General features: G+C 71.5%; 19 protein-coding genes. 15 read left to right on the forward strand and 4 right to left on the reverse strand.

The window, feature by feature from the left end:
* The first annotated feature begins 4 nt into the window (after window positions 1–4).
* Genes V3C34_RS03415 through V3C34_RS03465 form a run of 11 tightly spaced genes read left to right on the forward strand, consistent with a single transcriptional unit; the run spans window position 5 to window position 8,780 of the window.
* Window positions 5–1,012, forward strand: a complete 1,008-nt coding sequence (locus V3C34_RS03415) for a VOC family protein (protein WP_338538972.1) — start codon at window positions 5–7, stop codon at window positions 1,010–1,012.
* Between the two features lie 8 nt (window positions 1,013–1,020).
* On the forward strand, window positions 1,021–1,824 hold the full coding sequence (locus tag V3C34_RS03420; protein ID WP_346008075.1) for an alpha/beta hydrolase: 804 nt from the start codon (window positions 1,021–1,023) through the stop codon (window positions 1,822–1,824).
* A complete protein-coding gene (locus tag V3C34_RS03425; RefSeq protein ID WP_338538970.1) occupies window positions 1,817–2,560 on the forward strand; it encodes an SDR family oxidoreductase in 744 nt (247 codons plus the stop codon). The genes V3C34_RS03420 and V3C34_RS03425 overlap by 8 nt, the downstream gene beginning before the upstream one ends.
* A 14-nt stretch (window positions 2,561–2,574) precedes the next feature.
* Entirely contained in the window at window positions 2,575–3,363 is a 789-nt protein-coding gene (locus V3C34_RS03430; protein ID WP_346008076.1) for an SDR family oxidoreductase, read from the forward strand.
* The gene (locus V3C34_RS03435) at window positions 3,360–5,054 is read left to right on the forward strand and encodes a thiamine pyrophosphate-binding protein (RefSeq protein ID WP_346008077.1); all 1,695 of its coding nucleotides are present in this window, start codon (window positions 3,360–3,362) and stop codon (window positions 5,052–5,054) included. Before V3C34_RS03430 ends, V3C34_RS03435 begins: the two co-directional genes overlap by 4 nt.
* The gene (locus V3C34_RS03440; protein ID WP_346008078.1) at window positions 5,054–5,572 is read left to right on the forward strand and encodes an alpha/beta hydrolase; all 519 of its coding nucleotides are present in this window, start codon (window positions 5,054–5,056) and stop codon (window positions 5,570–5,572) included. The genes V3C34_RS03435 and V3C34_RS03440 overlap by 1 nt, the downstream gene beginning before the upstream one ends.
* Before the next feature lie 9 nt (window positions 5,573–5,581).
* Entirely contained in the window at window positions 5,582–5,797 is a 216-nt protein-coding gene (locus tag V3C34_RS03445) for a recombinase-like helix-turn-helix domain-containing protein (protein ID WP_338538966.1), read from the forward strand.
* Between the two features lies 1 nt (window position 5,798).
* Entirely contained in the window at window positions 5,799–6,884 is a 1,086-nt protein-coding gene (locus V3C34_RS03450) for a Rieske 2Fe-2S domain-containing protein (protein ID WP_338538965.1), read from the forward strand.
* Window positions 6,881–7,225 (forward strand): hypothetical protein, encoded by a 345-nt coding sequence (locus tag V3C34_RS03455; protein ID WP_338538964.1) that lies wholly within the window; start codon window positions 6,881–6,883, stop codon window positions 7,223–7,225. Before V3C34_RS03450 ends, V3C34_RS03455 begins: the two co-directional genes overlap by 4 nt.
* On the forward strand, window positions 7,222–7,629 hold the full coding sequence (locus V3C34_RS03460) for a RidA family protein (protein ID WP_338538963.1): 408 nt from the start codon (window positions 7,222–7,224) through the stop codon (window positions 7,627–7,629). The genes V3C34_RS03455 and V3C34_RS03460 overlap by 4 nt, the downstream gene beginning before the upstream one ends.
* A complete protein-coding gene (locus V3C34_RS03465; protein WP_346008079.1) occupies window positions 7,626–8,780 on the forward strand; it encodes an FAD-dependent oxidoreductase in 1,155 nt (384 codons plus the stop codon). Before V3C34_RS03460 ends, V3C34_RS03465 begins: the two co-directional genes overlap by 4 nt.
* A gap of 7 nt (window positions 8,781–8,787) precedes the next feature.
* Here the strand turns inward: V3C34_RS03465 and V3C34_RS03470 are convergent, their stop codons facing one another.
* On the reverse strand, window positions 8,788–9,312 hold the full coding sequence (locus V3C34_RS03470) for a MarR family winged helix-turn-helix transcriptional regulator (protein ID WP_338538961.1): 525 nt from the start codon (window positions 9,310–9,312) through the stop codon (window positions 8,788–8,790).
* A 114-nt stretch (window positions 9,313–9,426) separates the two neighbouring features.
* Between V3C34_RS03470 and V3C34_RS03475 the strand changes: the two genes are divergently transcribed.
* On the forward strand, window positions 9,427–10,794 hold the full coding sequence (locus V3C34_RS03475) for a cation:proton antiporter (protein WP_346008080.1): 1,368 nt from the start codon (window positions 9,427–9,429) through the stop codon (window positions 10,792–10,794).
* On the opposite strand, the gene V3C34_RS03480 is transcribed toward V3C34_RS03475, so the two are convergent.
* A complete protein-coding gene (locus tag V3C34_RS03480; RefSeq protein WP_346008081.1) occupies window positions 10,739–11,458 on the reverse strand; it encodes a FadR/GntR family transcriptional regulator in 720 nt (239 codons plus the stop codon). The two genes, V3C34_RS03475 and V3C34_RS03480, sit on opposite strands and share 56 nt — an antisense overlap.
* A 134-nt stretch (window positions 11,459–11,592) precedes the next feature.
* Between V3C34_RS03480 and V3C34_RS03485 the strand changes: the two genes are divergently transcribed.
* Window positions 11,593–12,993: a GntP family permease gene (locus V3C34_RS03485; protein ID WP_346008082.1), complete on the forward strand. Its 1,401-nt coding sequence runs from the start codon at window positions 11,593–11,595 to the stop codon at window positions 12,991–12,993.
* A gap of 1 nt (window position 12,994) precedes the next feature.
* Complete coding sequence (locus V3C34_RS03490) at window positions 12,995–13,519, forward strand: gluconokinase (RefSeq protein WP_346008083.1); 525 nt, start codon at window positions 12,995–12,997, stop codon at window positions 13,517–13,519.
* A 69-nt stretch (window positions 13,520–13,588) separates the two neighbouring features.
* On the opposite strand, the gene V3C34_RS03495 is transcribed toward V3C34_RS03490, so the two are convergent.
* On the reverse strand, window positions 13,589–15,136 hold the full coding sequence (locus V3C34_RS03495) for a hypothetical protein (protein ID WP_346008084.1): 1,548 nt from the start codon (window positions 15,134–15,136) through the stop codon (window positions 13,589–13,591).
* Window positions 15,137–15,350: 214 nt separating this feature from the next.
* Here V3C34_RS03495 and V3C34_RS03500 point away from each other — a divergent pair, with 214 nt between their 5' ends.
* Entirely contained in the window at window positions 15,351–16,712 is a 1,362-nt protein-coding gene (locus tag V3C34_RS03500) for an MFS transporter (RefSeq protein WP_346008085.1), read from the forward strand.
* 2 nt (window positions 16,713–16,714) lie between these two features.
* On the opposite strand, the gene V3C34_RS03505 is transcribed toward V3C34_RS03500, so the two are convergent.
* Window positions 16,715–18,394, reverse strand: a complete 1,680-nt coding sequence (locus V3C34_RS03505; RefSeq protein ID WP_346008086.1) for a helix-turn-helix domain-containing protein — start codon at window positions 18,392–18,394, stop codon at window positions 16,715–16,717.
* Window positions 18,395–18,511 lie beyond the last annotated feature (117 nt).

The following is an 18,511-nucleotide window of genomic DNA, read 5'->3' on the forward strand; positions in this document are numbered from 1 at the left end:
CGACATGAACTACTGCGACGAGCCCGTCGTCACCCTCCGCGGACTGCGCTCGGTGACCTTGCGCGTGCCCGAGGTCATCACGGCCAAGGACTTCTACACGCAGGTGTGGGGCCTGGGCCTGAGCGAGGAGGACGGCAACCGCTTCTGGCTGCGCGGTACCGGCCAGGACCACCACATCCTCCGGCTCGAGGAGCACCAGTCCAACGCCATGGGCGGGATCTCCTTCGCGGTCGCGACCCCGCGGGAGGTCGACGAGGCCGCCAGGCGGCTGGAGGCCGCCGGGATCCCGCTGCTGCGTGAGCCGGGCCGGCACGACGCCACCGCCGGCGGCTACTCGCTGGCCTTCGTCGACCCCGAGGGGCGCGTCGTCGAGCTCGCGAGCGAGCTCAACGCGGTCGTCCACCAGGACCGCGACGGCTACCCGAGCGTCCCCCGCCAGCTGGCGCACGTCGTCCTCAACACCGTCGACATCGAGGCGGCCACGCAGTTCTACACGCAGGTCCTCGGCATGCGGATCTCGGACTGGTCCGAGCGGCAGATGGCCTTCCTGCGCTGCACCCCCAAGCACCACGTCATCGCCTTCAACCAGGCACCCTGGACGTCGATCAACCACGTCGCCTACGAGCTGACGAGCATCGACCACTTCATGCGCGGCATCGGCAACCTCAAGGTGCACGGGATCGAGCCGCAGTGGGGGCCGGGTCGGCACGGTCCCGGCAACAACACCTTCTCCTACTTCACCGACCCGGCCGGGCTGGTGTGCGAGTACACCTCCGAGGTCGAGGAGATCGACGAGGACAGCTGGCTCTGCCGCACCTGGCGCCGCACCCCCGAGCTGTCCGACCAGTGGCGCACGGCGGGACCGCCGACCCAGGGGGTGCGCTCGGCGATGGCGGGCGTCCCCGACCTCGGGGCGCGGGACTCCGTGGACGCGGCGCCCGGGTACTTCCTCACCGACGGGCGCGAGGGCGTCGAGACGCCCGACCAGCGCGCTGCCACCGGCCGGTTCTGATGAGCACCATGGCGATCACCGGCTCACGCTCCTGGACCCTGGACGGGACCTCCCTCGTCGAGCACCGACCCGAGGGGACCCCGACCCGCACCGCTGTGCTCCTGCACGGGATCGGTGGCAACGCCGCGTCGCTCGGCGAGCTCGGTGACCGGCTTGCCGACCAGGGGGTCCTCGCGATCGCGTGGGACGCCCCCGGCTACGGCCGCTCCCGTGACCCGCGGGGGCCGGTCGACCTCGTCGACCGGCTCGCCGGGGTGATCACCGCCCGCCGGCTGGGCCGGGTCGACCTCGTCGGCACCTCGTGGGGTGGTGTCATCGCGACGGTCCTCGCGCACCGGCGTCCGGAGCTGGTCCGCTCGCTGGTCCTCGCCGACTCCACCCGGGGCTCGGCGACCGACGACGACAAGGCCCGCGCCATGCGCGCCAGGGTGGCCGAGCTCGAGAGCCTAGGTGCCGAGGAGTTCGCCGCCCGGCGCGCAGGACGGCTGGTCTCGCCGCACGCCGACGACGACGTCGCGGTGCAGGTGCGCCAGCAGATGGCCCGCGTGCGGGTCCCGGGCTACCGGGTGGCTGCCGAGTTCATGGCCGGCGCCGACACCGGCCCTCTCCTGCGCGGCATCACGGCGCCCACCTTGGTCGTCGTGGGGGAGGACGACGTCGTGACCGGGGTGCCCGAGTCCCGCCTGCTCGCCGATCGGATCCCGGGCGCGCAGCTGGGCATCATTCCCCTGGCCGGCCACGCGGCGGTCACGGAGCGTCCCGCAGCCGTTGCCGATGCGATCCTCGACTTCTGGGGTGGTCTGCGTGGGTGAGTCCCGTCTCGTCGTCGTCACCGGAGCGGCGCGGGGACTCGGCCGGGCGATCGCCGAGCGCTTCGTCGGTGACCGGCTCGTGCTGGCCGACATCCGCCTCGACCTTCTGGAGGCCACCGCCGCGGCGCTGCGCAGCGACGGGGCCGACGTGCAGGCCGTGCCCCTCGACATCGCGGATCGGGACTCGGTGCGGGCCCTGGCCCGTCTGGTCGAGGGCCTCGGCGGGGCGGACGTCCTCGTCAACAACGCGGCCAAGGCCGACGGCGTCGGTGGAGATGCCTTCTGGGAGCTCGACGAGGACCGGTTCGAGGAGATCCTGCGCATCAACACCACGGGCACATGGATGGTGAGCAAGCACCTCGTGGGCCCGATGCTGGCCCGGCGGTCCGGTGCGATCGTCAACATCGCGTCCGACGCAGCCTTCTACGGCTCGCCCCGGCTCGTGCACTACGTGGGGTCGAAGGGAGCGGTGCTCGCCATGACGCGGACGATGGCCCGCGACGCCGGCCCGTACGGGGTGCGGGTGAACGCCGTCGCGCCGGGCCTGACCCGGGTCGAGGCCACCGAGAGCGTGCCCGCGGACCGGTATGCGCTCTACGAGACCAACCGGGCGCTGGACCGCGACGCGACGCCCGCGGACATCGCCGGCGTCGTCCACTTCGTCGCCTCCGACGCGGCCGCGTACATGACGGGCCAGGCGCTCGTCGTGGACGGCGGCTTCGTCATGCCCACCTGACCCGAAGGACCCCCATGGATCTCCAGCTCACGGACCGCACGGTCCTCGTCACAGGCGCCAGCTCCGGCGTCGGCCTCGCGGTGACCCGCATGCTCGTCGCGGAAGGCGCCCGGGTCGTCGCCGTCGCGCGCGACGCGGCGCGCCTGGACGAGGTCGTGGCCGAGCTCGGCGCTGCCCAGGTCCTGGCGGTGACCGCCGACGTCACGGACCGCGCAGCGGTCGAGTTCGCGGTGACCGCCGGCGCCGAGCACTTCGGCGGTCTCGATGCCGTCGTCTGCAACGCGGGACGTTCGCTCATGGCCCGCATCAGCGACACCACGGACGAGCAGATCCGTGAGGAGCTGGACCTGAAGATCTTCGGGGCGTGGAACGTCATCCGTGCGGCGCGCCCCCACCTGACGGCCTCGCCGCTGGGTGCGGTCGTCAACACCAACGCCATCCTCGCCAAGCAGCCCGAGGGCAACCTGGCGATCACCTCGGCCGCCCGCGCGGCGCTGCTCAACCTCAGCCGCACCCTCGCCGAGGAGCTCGCCCCCGACGGGATCCGGGTCAACTCCGTCAACCTCGGACTCATCGACACCGGCCAGTGGCGCCGGCGCTTCGAGACCTACCGCGACGAGGGCGGCGACCTCGACTACGAGGCCTGGAGCGCCGGGATCGCCGCCGACCGGGGCATCTCCCTCGGCCGCTTCGGCACCGCCGACGAGGTCGCCTTCGCCATCATCTCCCTGCTCAGCCCCCGTGCTTCATACATCACCGGCGCGCACGTCGACGTCGGCGGAGGAGTGACCCGACAGCCATGACCCAGACCACGACAGACCTCAGCGCGGACCGCCACCAGGCGCGTCAGGCGACGGGCGGCGACGTCCTCGTCGAGGTGATGCGCCGCCACGGCATCACGCACGCCTTCGGCGTCATCAGCATCCACAACCTGCCTCTGGTCGAGGCGGTCTCGCGCGAGCTGACCTTCGTCGAGGTCCGGCACGAGGCGGCTGCAGTGAATGCCGCTGACGCCTTCGCCCGCGTGACCGGCGGGGTCGGCGTCGCCCTGACGTCCACCGGGACCGGTGCCGGCAACGCGGCGGGGTCCATGCTCGAGGCCCTCACCGCCGGCTCGCGCGTCCTGCACGTCACCGGCCAGGTCGAGGCGGACTGGATCGGCAGCAACCGCGGCATCATCCACGAGGTCCCGGCGCAGCTGGAGATGCTCACCGCGATCTCGAAGTCGGCGGCCCGCATCACCGTGGCCGAGGACTCCGCCCGGGTGCTGGAGGAGTCCGTCGCGACGATCCTCACCCCGCCCCACGGGCCCGTCTCCGTGGAGTGGCCCACCGACCTGCAGTACCTGGCGCGCCCGGACGCCCAGGTCGGCGCCGAGGCCCTGCCGGTCCCCGCACCGAGCGAAGGTTCGGTCGACGAGCTCGACGCCGCGGCAGCACTGCTGGCGGGTGCCCGCCGCCCCCTCCTGTGGCTCGGCGGTGGGGCTGCCGGAGCAGGCGAGCAGGTGCGCGAGCTCGCCCACCGGCTCGGGGCCGGGATCATCACGAGCAACTCGGGCCGGGGCATCGTGCCGGAGGACGACGACCTCGTCATCGGCAACTTCGGCTCGACCCCCCAGGGTGCCGCCCTGCTCGAGGACGCTGACGTCCTGCTGAGCATCGGCACCCACTTCCGCTCCAACGAGACCCGGAGCTACTCCCTTCGCCTCCCGCAGCAGCACGTGCAGGTGGACGTGGACCCGGCGGCCCTCGGGCGTGTGCACCCGGCGACGGTCGGTGTGCAGGGCGGCGCCGCGCACGTGGTGACCGCCCTCCTGGAGCGCATCACGCAGCCGGCGACCGAGGAGGGGTGGGCCGACCGGTCCCGCAGCGTGCGCCGTGAGGTCCGTGACCACCTGACCGGGTACATCGGCGGCTACGCCGAGATCTGTGGCGAGCTGCGCGCGCAGCTGCCCCGGGAGTCGGTCATCGCCCGGGACGTCACGATCCCGTCGAGCCAGTGGGGCAACCGGCTGCTCGAGATGTACTCCCGGGAGACCAACGTCTTCCCGCTCGGCGGTGGCATCGGCCAGGGGTTGGCGATGGGCATCGGCGCGGCGGTCGCACGTCCGGACGTCCCCACCGTCGTGATCGCCGGGGACGGCGGCCTGTCGGTCCACCTGGGTGAGCTGGCCTCCCTCCGGGGGAGCGGCGCCCACTGCGCCGTCATCGTCTTCAACGACTCCGGCTACGGCGTGCTGCGCAACATGCAGCAGGCCAACGACATGCGGCGGGCTGCGGTGGACCTGTGGACCCCGGACTTCCGGGCGCTCGCCGAGTCGATGGACATGCCCTACTGGCGCGTCGGCACACCGGGCAGCTTCGGCCCCGCACTCCGCGAGGCGCTGGCCACCGGCGCTCCCACGCTGATCGAGGTGGACGTCACCGCGCTCGAGCCCACGCCCGGAGCCTTCACGCCCCCGGTCCACATCCCGCAGCAGGAGGCGAGTGCCTGATGGACGACCTCACCCGACCCGTGGCCCTCGTGGGGGCCGACCGGGGCGAGCCGCCGAAGGGGGTGCGGTCCGTCACCGTGACGGGCGCTGACCGGGACACCTGGGCGAGCGGGGCCGCACGCCAGCTCACCGAGGGCATGCACGTCATCGCCATCGGCCACGACGCACCCGGCGCCCTGACCCTCGCAGCCAGCCACGCCGAGCGGGTCGTCTCGCTCGTCCTCGTCGACCCCGAGGTCGACCTCGAGGACGCCGAGCACGGCGCGACGATGGCCCGCATCGTCGTCCCGACGCTCGTCATCGCCTCGGCGCCGACCTCCGACGCGTCCATCGAGCAGCCGCAGTCCATCGCCGGCGGCGTCGACAACGGGGTCTTCGTGGTCATCGACGGTGCGACCGCACCGACGCTCGTCAACCGTCCGTCCTCAGTCCTCGAGTGGTCCTCCGCCTTCATGGAGATCGCCGAGGGCCTGGCCGAGACCCGCACCGACCTCATCCCACCGCGCGACCAGTCCTGAGGAGGAACCATGTCGCAGTACCTCGTGGTGCACCAGACGCACCCAGAACCCTTCAGCCCCTACGAGACCAAGCTGGCCGGCTCCATCATGGAGATCTTCGGCCGGGGGACCCACGACCTGCCCGGTCTCGTCGCGGGGCTCAACGACCTCGGCCTGCACGCCCCCGACGGGGGCCAGTGGACCGAGGACAACTTCCGTGACGAGATGCGAAGGATGGGCGACTGACATGACGACCACTGCACACGACACCCCGGCAGCCCCCGCGAGTGCCCGCCCGCGCCACGCCGTCGGCACGCGGCGCACCCTGACCGCGGACGAGCTGTCCGCCTTCGGCCTGCGCGACCGCTGGTACCCGATCCTGCCCGGGCACATGCTCGGCAACGGGTCGATGCAGAAGGTCACGCGCCTGGGCGTGGACTGGCTGCTCTTCCGTGACGCCACCGGGCGGGTCCGCATGCTCGAGGACCGGTGCCCGCACCGCAGCGCCCCTCTGTCGGCCGGGCAGCACCTCGGCGACCGGGTGGCCTGCCGCTACCACGGTGTCCAGGTGGACGGCACCGGCACCGTCATCTCCGTGCCCGGCATGCCCGGCTGCGCCCTCGAGGGTCGCCAGGCGACCGTCTCGCTCGAGGTCGTCGAGGCGGCCGGCGTGATCTTCGCCTTCGTGCCGCTCACCGAGGACAGCGAGCCCACCCCCTTCGTCCTGCCGGACCGCCTGGACGACGAGGAGCACTCGTACTTCCTCAACTACGTGGAGTGGGCGGGTCCGTGGCGCTTCTACATGGACAACGTGCTCGACCCGATGCACGGCGCCTTCCTGCACCGTGACTCGCACTCGATGTCCGGCGGGGACAACTCGGCACGCTTCCGCATCCGGGAGACCGAGCGCGGGTTCTTCTTCGAGAAGACCGACCAGCGCGGCAAGAACTTCGACTGGGTCGAGTTCGTCCGCGGCTCGATGGACCACGTCGACCTGGAGATCCCCTACGGCGACGAGGCCGGCCCCGGTGGGTCCTTCGGCATCGTGGGCATGTCCGTCCCGGTCGACGCCGACAACGTGTGCGTCTTCCACTGGCGCACCCGCAAGGTCTCGGGGTGGGAGCGGGAGGTGTGGCGCTTCCTCTACCGCACCGCGCTCGAGGAGAAGCACTGGAACGTGCTCGAGCAGGACCGTGCCGTCCTGGAGATCCTCGCGCACGACGCCGACTCCCACGAGCACCTCTACCAGCACGACCTCGGGGTCTCGCGCATCCGTCGCATGTACAAGGCGGATGCCAAGGCTCAGGCGAAGGTGCTGGCGGGAGAGGCATGACCGAGTCCGGGGCCCAGCGGGACGGTGAGCTCATGCTCACCGTCCTGCTCCGGCACGACCAGGGCCAGCACCTGGAGCAGATCCAGTCCTCGCTGGAGGAGCGTGACTGGTGGCACGGGTTCCCGCCCGAGGGCTGCGAGATCGTCTCCTGGGTGGTCGCGATGGGCATCGGGCAGATCGTCACGCTGCGCTTCCCGGCGGAGCGCCTCGCCGCGGTCAACGTCGAGCTCGAGCGTCGGGCGTGGGGGGTCTTCGCCACGGAGTTCTACCCCACCTACGACTTCCTCCCCGTCCGGGAGCGACTCACCCGCGAGGCCGACGAGCGAAGGGGGAGTGCGTGAGGGTCTCCGCCGACTCCGTGCCCGAGCCGCCGCGTCCGGGGATGTTCAGCAACGCCGTCGTCCGCGGGGACCGCTTCTGGGTCTCGGGGATGCATGCCGGTGGGCCGGACGGACCCGTGGGTGGCGACGACGTCCACCTGCAGGCGCGTGAGGCCTTCCGCCGCGTCGTGGCCCTCGTCGAGGCCTGCGGTGCGACCACCTCCGATGTGACCGCCCTGCGGATCTACCTCACCGATGTCGCCGACAAGGTGGCTGTCGGGCGCGCCAGGGCAGAGTTCTTCACCGGGGAGATGCCGTGCTCCACCCTCGTCGGCGTCAGCGCGCTCGTCGAGCCCGGCCTCGCGGTCGAGGTCGAGGCGGAGGGCGTCACCGGCACCACGTCGAGGTCGGTTCAGCCGTCGTGAGCCGACGCCTCGACATCCTGGTGTCCGGCGCGGGGATCGCTGGTTGCGCAGCAGCGATAGCGCTGGCCGAGGCCGGCCACGACGTGCGGCTCGTCGAGCGGCAGGAGGAGTGGGCGTTCGCCAGCTCTGGCATATTCCTCTACGCCAACGCCCTGGTGAGCCTCGAGGCGCTCGGAGCGCTCGACCCGGTCCTCGCCGCCGGCTTCGTCGTCCCCGAGGGGCGCAACCTCTACCTCGACCACCTCGGGGACCCGATCGTCACCACGTACTACCCCACGGCGGACGACGGGCGGATCCCGGCGGTCGTCGGGATCAAGCGGGCCGAGCTGCACCGCATCCTCGCCGACCGCCTCGCGGAGGTAGGTGTCGACGTCGAGCTCGGGACCACGATCGCCGACCTCGCCGAGGAGGCGCAGGGCGTCCGGGTCGTCACGAGCGACGGGCGAGTGTGCTCCCACGACCTCGTGGTCTCCTGCGAGGGGCTGCGGTCCCCCCTTCGGCAGTACGTCGCCCCCGGCAGCGAGGTGCGCTACTCGGGCTTCGGCATCTGGCGCAGCGTCCACGAGCGACCGCGGGACCTGACCGACAAGATCATGCAGATGGGAGCCGGCACCCGGCTCGGCATCATGCCGATCAGCGAGGACAGGCTCTACACCTTCGGTACCGTCGTCGACCCCGACAAGACCTGGCACCAGCGCGCGGACTGGCCGCGACTCATGCGCGAAGCCCTCGCCGAGCACCAGGGCCCGGCGCGCCCACTGCTCGACGAGGTGGACGACGCCACCGACGTCCTCTACACGGCTGTGGAGGAGGTGGCTCTGCCGCTTCCGTGGCACCGGGGGCGGGTGGTCCTCATCGGGGACGCCGCGCATGCCAGCACCCCCTTCATGGGGCAGGGCGGGGCGATGGCGCTCGAGGACACGCTGGTCCTGGCGCAGTCCCTCGAGGGGGACGACCTCGAGCAGGCGCTCACGCGGTTCGGAGAGCTCCGCCACCCCGTGTGCACGTACGCCCAGGACGTGTCCCGCCGGGTGGGTGAGGCGGGTGCCCGCGTCCGCGACGACTTCGCCGAGTTCGCGGCCGGTGCCCAGGCGGCCGTCGACGGCTTCTACGCCGAGCTGGACCGGCTGCGCACCGGGTCGGTGGTCTGAGCCGGGCTCAGGCGTCCTGCACGCGGGCGTCCGGCACGGCCTCGTGGATGGACCTCTCGAGCTTGCCCAGGCTCTTGGCCAAGCTGGCCCGCTCCGCGGTCGACAGGCCGACGAGGAGCCGGTCGAGGTTGGCGAAGTGCTGCTCCGCGACCCGGTCGACGAGCTCGACCCCCTTGTCGGTCAGCTGGACGTGGACGACGCGGTTGTCGCGGGTGTCCCGGGTGCGGACCACCAGGCCGTCGGCCTCCAGCCGACGCACCCGGAGGGTGAGGCCGCCCGTGGTGACGAGGGTGCTCTGCGCGAGGTCGCCTGCGGCGGCTCGGAACTCGGGCTGGCGCCGCAGCGCTGCGAGGACCTCGAAGCCCGACGCGCTCGTCCCGAGCGCCTCGAAGAGGTCGTTGATCTCCTTGCGGTAGAGCAGGAAGTTGCGGTGCAGCCGGCTGAAGACGTGCATCGGCGACACGTCGAGGCCGGGCTTGACCGTGGCCCATGACTCGATGATCTGGTCGACCTGGTCTGGCTGGTTCTTCATCACGGGTCCCCGGGAGGTGGTTGTTGTCACACAAAGAATATTAGCGCTAAGACGTTGGTTGTGCACACCACTGTGGTGGTTCTCGCCGGCGCCGCAGCGCCGTAATGTACGTCCATGCCTGCCGATGCCGCGTTCCTCGTCGCGGGGCTGGCCCTCCTCGTCGCCGTCGTCCTCCCGGGCCTGACTCGGAAGCTGGCCGTCTCCGCGCCGATGGTGCTGATCGGTCTGGGCATGGCCATCGGCCTGCTGCCCGTGCCCGACGGCGCCAATCTCGACCCCGTGGACTCCCGGGTGATCGTCGAGCACGTCACCGAGTTCACCGTGCTCGTGGCGCTCATGGGCGTGGGTCTCGCCCTGGACCGCCCGCTGTCCCTGCGTCGGCCGGGCACCTTCCGAGCCTGGGGGGCGACGTGGGGGCTGCTCCTGGTGACGATGCCGCTGACCATCGGCGCGGTGGCGCTGCTCGGGTGGACCGTCGGTGGGCTCGCGCCCGCGACCGCGCTCCTGCTGGGTGCCGTGCTCGCTCCCACCGATCCCGTGCTCGCGAGCGACGTGCAGGTGGAGGGGCCGGCGGTGGAGACCGACGACTCCCCGGTCGACGAGCGCGACGAGGTCCGCTTCGCCCTGACCTCGGAGGCGGGGCTCAACGACGGGCTGGCCTTCCCCTTCGTCCACGCGGCGATCCTCATGCTCACCGCCGGTGCCGTGTCCGACTGGGGGCCGCGCTGGCTCCTCTGGGACCTCGTCGGCAAGGTGGCGGTGGGGGTCGTCGTGGGCGTCGCGGCCGGGTGGCTGCTGGCCAAGCTCGCCTTCCGCGCCCCGAACCCGGCGGTACGCACCGCTGACCTGGGAGAGCCGACCTTCGCGCTGGCCGCCGTGTTCGCCGCCTACGGGGCCAGCGAGCTCCTCGGGGGATACGGGTTCCTGGCCGTCTTCGTGACGGCGATGACCATCCGGTCAGCGGACCGCGACCACGTCTACCACCGCCACATGCACGAGTTCGTCAACCGGCTCGAGCACCTGCTCGTCTTCGTCATCCTCCTGCTGCTGGGCGTGGCGCTCACGCGCGGGATCCTCGGGCACCTCGACGCGCGCGGCGCACTCCTCGGCGCGGGAGTCGTGCTCGTCGCGCGGCCACTGGCCGGCGCCGCCGGCCTGTGGATCGGCCGGCGGCGCGGTGGGCGGATCCACGGGCTGGACGTCCGGGAGCGAGCGGTGACCGCCTTCTTCGGCGTGCGGGGCATCGGCTCGCTGTACTACCTGGCCTACGCGGCCGGGCACGCACCGGTCGAGGGCGAACGCTGGCTGTGGTCGACGGTCACCTTCACCATCGTGCTGTCCGTCGTCGCCCACGGCGTCCTCGTCACGCCCGCCATGAGCTGGATCGAGCGCCACGGTGAGGACGGCATCGGTCCGGTCGAGGCCCTCACTCCTTCGCCGCACCCTCCTCGGCGCCCTCCATCGCCGCCTGGGCCTCGGTGACGATGCGACGGGTGGTCTCCTCCGCGAGCTCGGCGTGACCCGCGGCGACGGCCGCCGCGACCTCGACGTGCCAGTCGATGGCCCTCTGCTCGGGGATCTGCGGCATGAGGTCGTGCTCCGTGCGGCCGGTGAGTGCCTCGGCGACGAAGGGGGCGAAGCCCGACAGCAGCGCGTTGCCCGAGGCCTCGAGCAGAGTCCGGTGGAAGTCGATGTCGTGCTGCAGGTAGGGCCACAGGTCTCCCCGTGGCCCAGTGCTGGCCATCCCCGAGGCGGCGGCGCGCAGCTGCTCGACCTGCTCGGCGGTGGCGCGCTGGGAGGCGAGCCGGGCGGCCTGCGGTTCGATGCCCCGGCGCAGCTCGCTCACCTCGCGCAGCTGGGAGAGGCGCTGCGGTCCCTCCAGGCGCCAGTGGATGATCACCGGGCTGAGCGCCTCCCAGGAGTCCTCCGGCTGGATCGTCACGCCGACGCGGCGGCGTGAGGACGCCACGCCGATCGACTCGAGCACCTTGATGACCTCGCGCACGACGGTCCGCGAGACGCCGTAGCGGGCCTCGAACTGCTCCATGGAGAACACGTCGCCGGCCGACAGGCGTCCGTCCATGAGGTCGGACCCGATCTGCGTGAGCACCGTGTGGTGCAGGCCCCCGCCCCGCGTGCTGGTCATGGATCGGATTGTCGCAGAGGCGGGCGTCCTGGCCCCACGACGACGGTGCGCTCTTGCGCAATAAGCATACTTTTGTCACAGTGGGCGCCGCGGGCCGACGTGGGCCTGCCCCACGCCACCCGTAGGAGACACCGATGTTTCTCGTCGAGGACGCCGTCCCTGAGCCTGCCTACGGCTCCGGGGTCCTGCTCGCCATCGCCGCAGCGGCCGTGGCGCTGCTGCTCGTGCTGATCATCCGCTTCAAGGTCCACGCCTTCGTGGCCCTCGTGCTCGTCAGCTTCCTCACCGCGCTCGCGACGAGGATCGCGCCCGCCGACGTCGTGACGACGATGACCGACGGCTTCGGCCAGACCCTCGCCTCGGTCGCGCTCCTCGTCGGGCTGGGCGCGATGATCGGCCGGCTCCTCGAGGTGACCGGCGGGGCCCAGGTGCTCGCGGACACCCTCATCGCACGATTCGGCGAGGACCGGGCCCCCTTCGCCCTCGGCATCGCGTCGTTGCTCTTCGGCTTCCCGATCTTCTTCGACGCCGGCCTCGTCGTCATGCTGCCGATCATCTTCAGCGTCGCGCGGCGTTTCGGCGGGTCGGTCCTGCGCTACGCCTTCCCCGCGGCCGGTGCCTTCGCCGTCATGCACGCCTTCGTGCCGCCGCACCCCGGCCCGGTCGCCTCGGCCGAGCTCGTCGGCGCCGACATCGGCCTGCTCCTCGTCTTCGGTCTCCTCGTCGGCCTGCCGACCTGGTACGTCGCGTCCTATCTCTACGGCCTGTGGGCCGGCAGCCGGTACATGGTCGACGTCCCCGACCTGCTCTCCGGGGGCGACGTGGCAGGGGCGAAGGGGGAGACCCGCCTCCCGTCCTTCGCTCTCGTGCTCACGGTGCTCCTGCTCCCTATAGTCCTGATCTTCGTCGACACCGGCCTCAACACGCTCGCCACGTCGGGTGTGGTCGACGGTGACGCCACGTGGGTCAACGCGCTGCGCATCATCGGCAAGACGCCGATCGCGCTGCTCATCACGACCCTCTTCGCGATGGTGGCCCTCGGCTGGCGCAACCGGTCCAGGGCGATGACGGAGTCGATCCTGAACGACGCACTCGGGCCGGTGTGCGCGATCATCCTCATCACGGGTGCCGGCGGCATGTTCGGTGGAGTCCTGCGCGCCAGCGGCATCGGCCAGGCGCTCGCGGGCACGCTGGAGTCGACCGGGCTGCCCGTCATCGTCGCGGCTTTCGTCGTCGCCGCCACGCTGCGCATCGCGCAGGGCAGCGCGACCGTTGCCCTGACGACCGCCGCCGGCCTCATGGCCCCGACGATCGAGGCGACGTCGGGGCTGAGCTCGATCGACCTGGTGCTCATCGTCCTCGCGATCGCCGGCGGTGCCACGGTGCTGTCGCACGTCAACGACTCGGGCTTCTGGCTCGTCGGGCGCTTCCTGGGCATGGACGAGAAGACGACGCTCAAGACGTGGACCGTCATGGAGACGCTCATCGGCGTCGTCGGGTTCCTCATCGCCTTCGCCCTGAGCCTGGTGCTCTGACGTGACCACCCACGTCGTCGTCATGGGCGTCTCCGGGAGCGGCAAGACGACGGTGGCCGAGGGGGTCGCCGACCGCACCGGATGGATCTTCGCGGAGGCCGACGCCTTCCACCCGCAGGCCAACATCGACAAGATGGCGAGCGGCACGCCGCTCACCGACGAGGACCGGTGGCCCTGGCTGAGGGACCTCGCGGCGTGGATGGCCGAGCACGCGGCCCGCGGCGAGGACACCGTCATCACCTGCTCCGCCCTCAAGCGGGCCTACCGCGACGTGCTGCGCGCGGACGTCGCGGCTCTCGGTGCCGGGCACCGGATGGTCTTCGCCCACCTCGACGGCTCGGCGGAGGTCCTCGCCGAGCGACTCGCGGGGCGCCGGGGGCACTTCATGCCCGCGTCGCTCCTGCAGTCGCAGATCACCACCCTCGAGCCGCTCGGCCCGGACGAGGACGGTGTCCACCTGGACCTCACCGACACCCCCCGGCAGCTGGTTGAGCGGACCATGGCGAGCACCGTTCCGACGGGCTGAGCACCGGCCACGCGCACGAAGGGCGGTACCCCGGTCGGGGTACCGCCCTTCGTGCGCGTCCGGGGCCGGCTATCCGAAGATGGCCACCGCCGCGACTGTCGAGATGATCAGCCCGGCCATCACGGGTAGGAAGCACATCCGTGCCAGCTCGAGCACATTGACCCGAGCGAAGCCGGCCACCGCGATGAGCGAGGACCACGCGACGAAGGTGCCACCACCGGACCAGATGTTGCCCATCTGGCCGACGGCCGCGAGCGTCTCCGGGGAGACCCCGACGACCGGGGCGAGGCTGCCGGCGAGGGAACCGGTCAGGGGGAGGCCCGAGAACCCCGACCCGTCGAGCCCGGCGATGATGCCGATGGCGAGGATGCCCATCGCCGAGACGTACCCGTTCTCCGGGATGTACGCCTGAGCGCTGAGCACCGCGTCGAACAGGAGCGAGGGGCCCTGCGTGACACCTTCCGCGTTGGGCTCGACGCCGAGGATCGTGCCGGAGAAGTCCCCGTTGCCGATGAAGAAGAAGCCGGCGATCGGGAGGACGACGCCCATGGCCTTGAACGCGAAGACGAGGCCGTCGACGACGTGCTCGGCGGAGCGCTCGAGGAAGTTCTTGCGGCTCTCGGCGAAGGCTGCGAAGAAGATCGTCAGGGCCGCGATGCCACCGACGAGGGCAGCCGCGTCGCCACCGGTGACGCCGCTGTCCGACGTGAGCGTCCACACGAGGTAGACGATGAGGACCAGGTAGGCCAACGGCACCGCGAGTGCGAACGCCTTGGAGACCTTCGTCGAGATGCCGGGAGGCGTGTCGAAGTCGTCGGAATCGGGGTCGACGACCTCGCCCTCACGAGCGTGGGCGTGGGCGGACATCTCGTCACGCCGCAGTGCTGCCCCGTGCCCGGTCGTCGGTGAGTCGACGGCCGTGTGCTCCTCGAACTTGTCGACCGTGCCCTCCCACTCTGCCAAGTGCGCCGGGTCAGCGGTGCGCATCTTGCGGAACTCGAGGACGTAACCGATGGCCAGGGCGACACCACCGGTGATGAGCGAGAGCACGAGAGCCCGGTTGGCGATGATGTCCGGGTTGGCGTTGGCCGCCTTCGCGGACAGCCCCGGCGCCACTCGGATGACGAAGTCGCTCGAGAGCGCCATGCCCTGTCCGGCGACAGCGATCGCGAAGCCCGCGGCCAGGGGGCGCAGCCCGGAGCGGATGGCCACCGGGACGAGCACCGCACCGATGAGCGGGACCGCCGGGGTCGGCCAGAAGAAGAGCGAGATGATGTAGGTCGCGACGACGATGGTCCAGAAGGACAGGTGGCCGTTGCGCATCACCGGGCGGAATGGGGCGACCATCCGCTTGTCGGAGCCGAGCGCCTGGAGAGCCCCGAGCATCCCCGTCACCAGGGCGATGATGAGGAAGATGTTGAAAAGCTCCTTCGCCGCCACGAGGGTGGCGTTGAAGATCGCCGCAATGCCTGCCGGGAGGGAGCCGGTGTAGACGATTCCCACGAGCATGGTGAAGAAGACGGCCGGCACGATGATGTTCTTGCGCGCGAGCATCGTCGCGAGGATGGCGACGATGCCGATGAGATAGACCCAATGAGCTGCGGTGATCTCGATCACTTGGTTCTCCTGATCGAAGAGGGTGGTGCGTGGATGATGCGTCAGCCTGCCCAGCGGGTGTGACGCAGGTCTACGTGAAGGCTGCACAGTTGACGGCCCGAGATCCTGTGCACTCCTGCTGTAGGCGGGTGTCCTGCCGCAGATGAGGGTTGCCTCAGGGAAGATGTGTCAGCCTGCACCCGGACAGGCATCACGCGACGAAGGATGGTGGGCCGTGGGCGTCGAGACCGATCGCCGGACCGCGGTGGCCGCAGCCGGCGCGCTGCTGCTCGTCACCGTCATCGGCACCATGTCCAACAACATCATCAACGTCCCCCTGCGTCGGGTCGCGGCCGACTTCGACCAGCCCGTGGCCTATGCGGTCCTCTGCGTCAGCGCCTTCACCCTGATGCTCGCGATCAGCCTGCCCCTCACCGGCTGGCTCGGCGACCGGCTGGGTCGCAAGCGGGTGCTCGTCGGGTCCCTCGTCCTGATGAGCGTCGCGCAGGTCGCCGCGTCGCTGGCGCCCTCGCTGCCCTTCCTCATCGTCACGCGGGCCGTGCAGGGCCTCGCCTGCTCGGCGATCCCGCCCCTCGTCATGGGCATCCTCATGGTCCTCTACCCGGGGAGCCGTGGCCGCCTCATGGGGGCCTGGGCCACGGCCAACGGCGTCGGCCAGGCACTCGGTCCGCCGATCGGGGGTGTGCTCGCCGACTACTTCGGGTGGCGCTCCGTCTTCGTCCTCGTCGCGGTCCTCTCCGTCGTCACGATGGCCGTCATCCAGGTCACCGTGCCCAGCCTCGCTCCGCGCGAGTCCCCCTTCCACGTGGCCGGCGCCGTGCTGCTGACCGCGGGTGCGGGCCTGCTCCTGCTGAGCGGGACGCTCCTGTCCCAGCCCTCCGTCCCGGTGGCGCTCGACGTGGCGCTCGCCGTGGCCGGGCTGGGGCTGCTCGTGGGCTTCGTGACGTCCTCGCGCGGCAACCCGCGCGCCCTCATCCCCCTCCACCTCATCGTCGAGGTGCGCTTCCTGCGCAGCTGCTTCGCCGCCTTCGCGCAGATGTTCCTCCTCGGCACCTCGCTCGTCGCGGTCCCCCTCGTCCTGACCGGCCCGATGCACCTGTCCTACAGCAGCGCCGGCGCGTTGTTCTTCGTCCTGCCCGTGGTCATGGCCGTGTGCGCCCCGCTCGTCGGGCGCCAGTCCGAGCGCGGCTCGCCGCGTGCGGTCCTGCGCACCGGGCTGCTGCTCATGGTCGTCGCCGGGGTGGTCACCGCGTCCGTCGTCAGCGGGGACGCCCCGACGATCGCGCCCGTCCTCGCCTGCCTGCTCTTCATGGGTGGCGCGATGTCGATGGTCCAGACGCCGGCAGCGACCGGCGCGACCCGGTCGCCGGCCGGGGCATACGGCTCAGCGCTGGGGTTGTTCAACCTCACCCGCTTCGCCGGCATGACGGCCGGCGCCGCCTGGGTCGGCGTGCTCACGCCCCTCGACGGGCGCGCCTGGATGTTCGGCGGTGCGGCGGTCGTCGCGGCCGGGGCGCTCGCCGTGAGCTTCGCCGGGACCAGTCCCGCGGTCAAGGCCTCCTCGGCGCCCGCCTGAGCTCACCCGGAGTCGACGGACCGCGCGGCCCGGTCGGCAGTCGTGGCGAGCAGGTCGAGCTTCATCGCGAGCCACACGCCGAACTGGGTCTCGGGGTCGCGCAGGTCCTGCGCGATGGCCTTGGAGGCGCGGTCGAGCTTGTAGAGCATCGTGTTGCGGTGGACGTTGAGGTCCCGTGATGCCTGGGTGAGGTTGCCCCCGTCCTCGATGTACGTCCGGGTCGCCTCCTCGAGGTCCCCGGACGCGGAGCGAAGGGGGTCGAGCATCTCCGCCGCGTAGGTGCGTCCGCTGGAGCTCAGGGCCAGGTCGAGGAGGGTCACGTGGGTGCGCATCTGCAGGAAGCCGACCGGCTCGGTCTTGCCGAGCTGGTCCGCGAGCGAGAGCGCGATGCGCGCCTCGCGATAGCTGTCGCTGATCTGCATGGCCCCGTCCACGGGCCGACCGTAGGCGACGAGGAGGTGGCGGCTGGTCTCCGTCTGCAGCCGGCGGTGCAGGGCGCTCGCGTAGCCGGCGAGCTCCGCGCTGCCCTTGTCGCTGCCCGAGCGGGTGGCAGGAGCCACCTCGCGCACGACCGCGATGACGTCGCCGACGACGGCGGAGAGGGCCGCCCGGTCGTCGGCGCCGCGCAGCCGCAGGGCGGTGCGCGCCATGTTGGACAGGTGCTGGGGCGAGTCGTTCTCGGCGATGAGGCCCTCCGCCTGCACGATGACCACGCCGAAGCGGCGGTCCGTGGGGAAGCGCCGGTGGGCGGCGCGAGCCGCGAGGTCGGCCGCGCTCGGGAAGCGCCCGTGGAGCAGGGCGTGGACGAAGTTGCCGCGGGCGCGCTCCTCGGCGCGCTCGATGCTGCGCATCCGCAGCACTTCGGTCCCGACGATGGAGACGGCCTCCTGCAGGGCGATGACCCGGGTGGTCGTCTCGTGGCCGGTGTGCGCGTCGGACGGTGAGATGAGCACGAGCCAGCCCTCGGAGCGCTCGGCCACGGTCACCTCCGCGGCGATGACCTGGGCCACGTGCCCGTCGACCTCGACGCGGTGCTCGTGCACCGGGTGCTGGTCGGCGTCAAGGGCCCGGGGGACCTCCCCTTCCTCCGCGATCACCTTGCGGGCGATCGAGCCCGCCGTCGTCGAGTCCACCCAGGGGTGCCGGTCGCGGGAGACAGCCTGCATGGTGCTGGTCGTGTCGACGAAGGCGACCGCGCAGTCGGTGAGGCGCTCGAGCTGCTGGCAGATCGCCTCGAGGCCGGCGCCGCGGTGGAGCAGGGTCGCGAGGCGTTCGTGGATGCCGGTCGCGTAGCGCAGCACGTGGCTCTCATGGGCGAGGGCCAGCTGCGCGACGAGCCGGATGACCCCGTCGATCGAGGTGCCGGAGCCGAAGCCGAGGACCGGCATCGCCGCCCGCGCACCGGTCCACCGTGCCTCCTGCGGCTCGCGGACGAGGACCGCGGCGGCTCCGCGCTCGGCGAGGACCGGGAGGACGTCGGGGGTGAGCACGCCGTCGTCGCCCACGATGAGGGTGCGGGTGAGGTCGCTGGCGTTGGAGAGCGCCTCCTGGGCCGAGCGAGCCCACTCGAGGGGTGTCGTGCGGTCGCCGTCGCAGATCGTCGTCGCGTGACGCAGCAGGTGCTCCTCGAGGAGGCGGTCGAGGGTGAGGTGCTCGGAGACCTCGGCGTCCAACCGTTCCATTTGTGCAGTTTAACCATCTGGAGGTCCCGATTTACGTTCACTCGGTCCATTGAGTTGGGCACCTTCGTCGTCCACTGTGGGTCGTGACCACCCGTCGCCGCCCACGAAGGACGCGCC

Origin of the sequence: Janibacter terrae (assembly GCF_039636765.1) — a bacterium.
In the GTDB taxonomy this organism is placed as follows: Bacteria; Actinomycetota; Actinomycetes; order Actinomycetales; family Dermatophilaceae; genus Janibacter; species Janibacter terrae.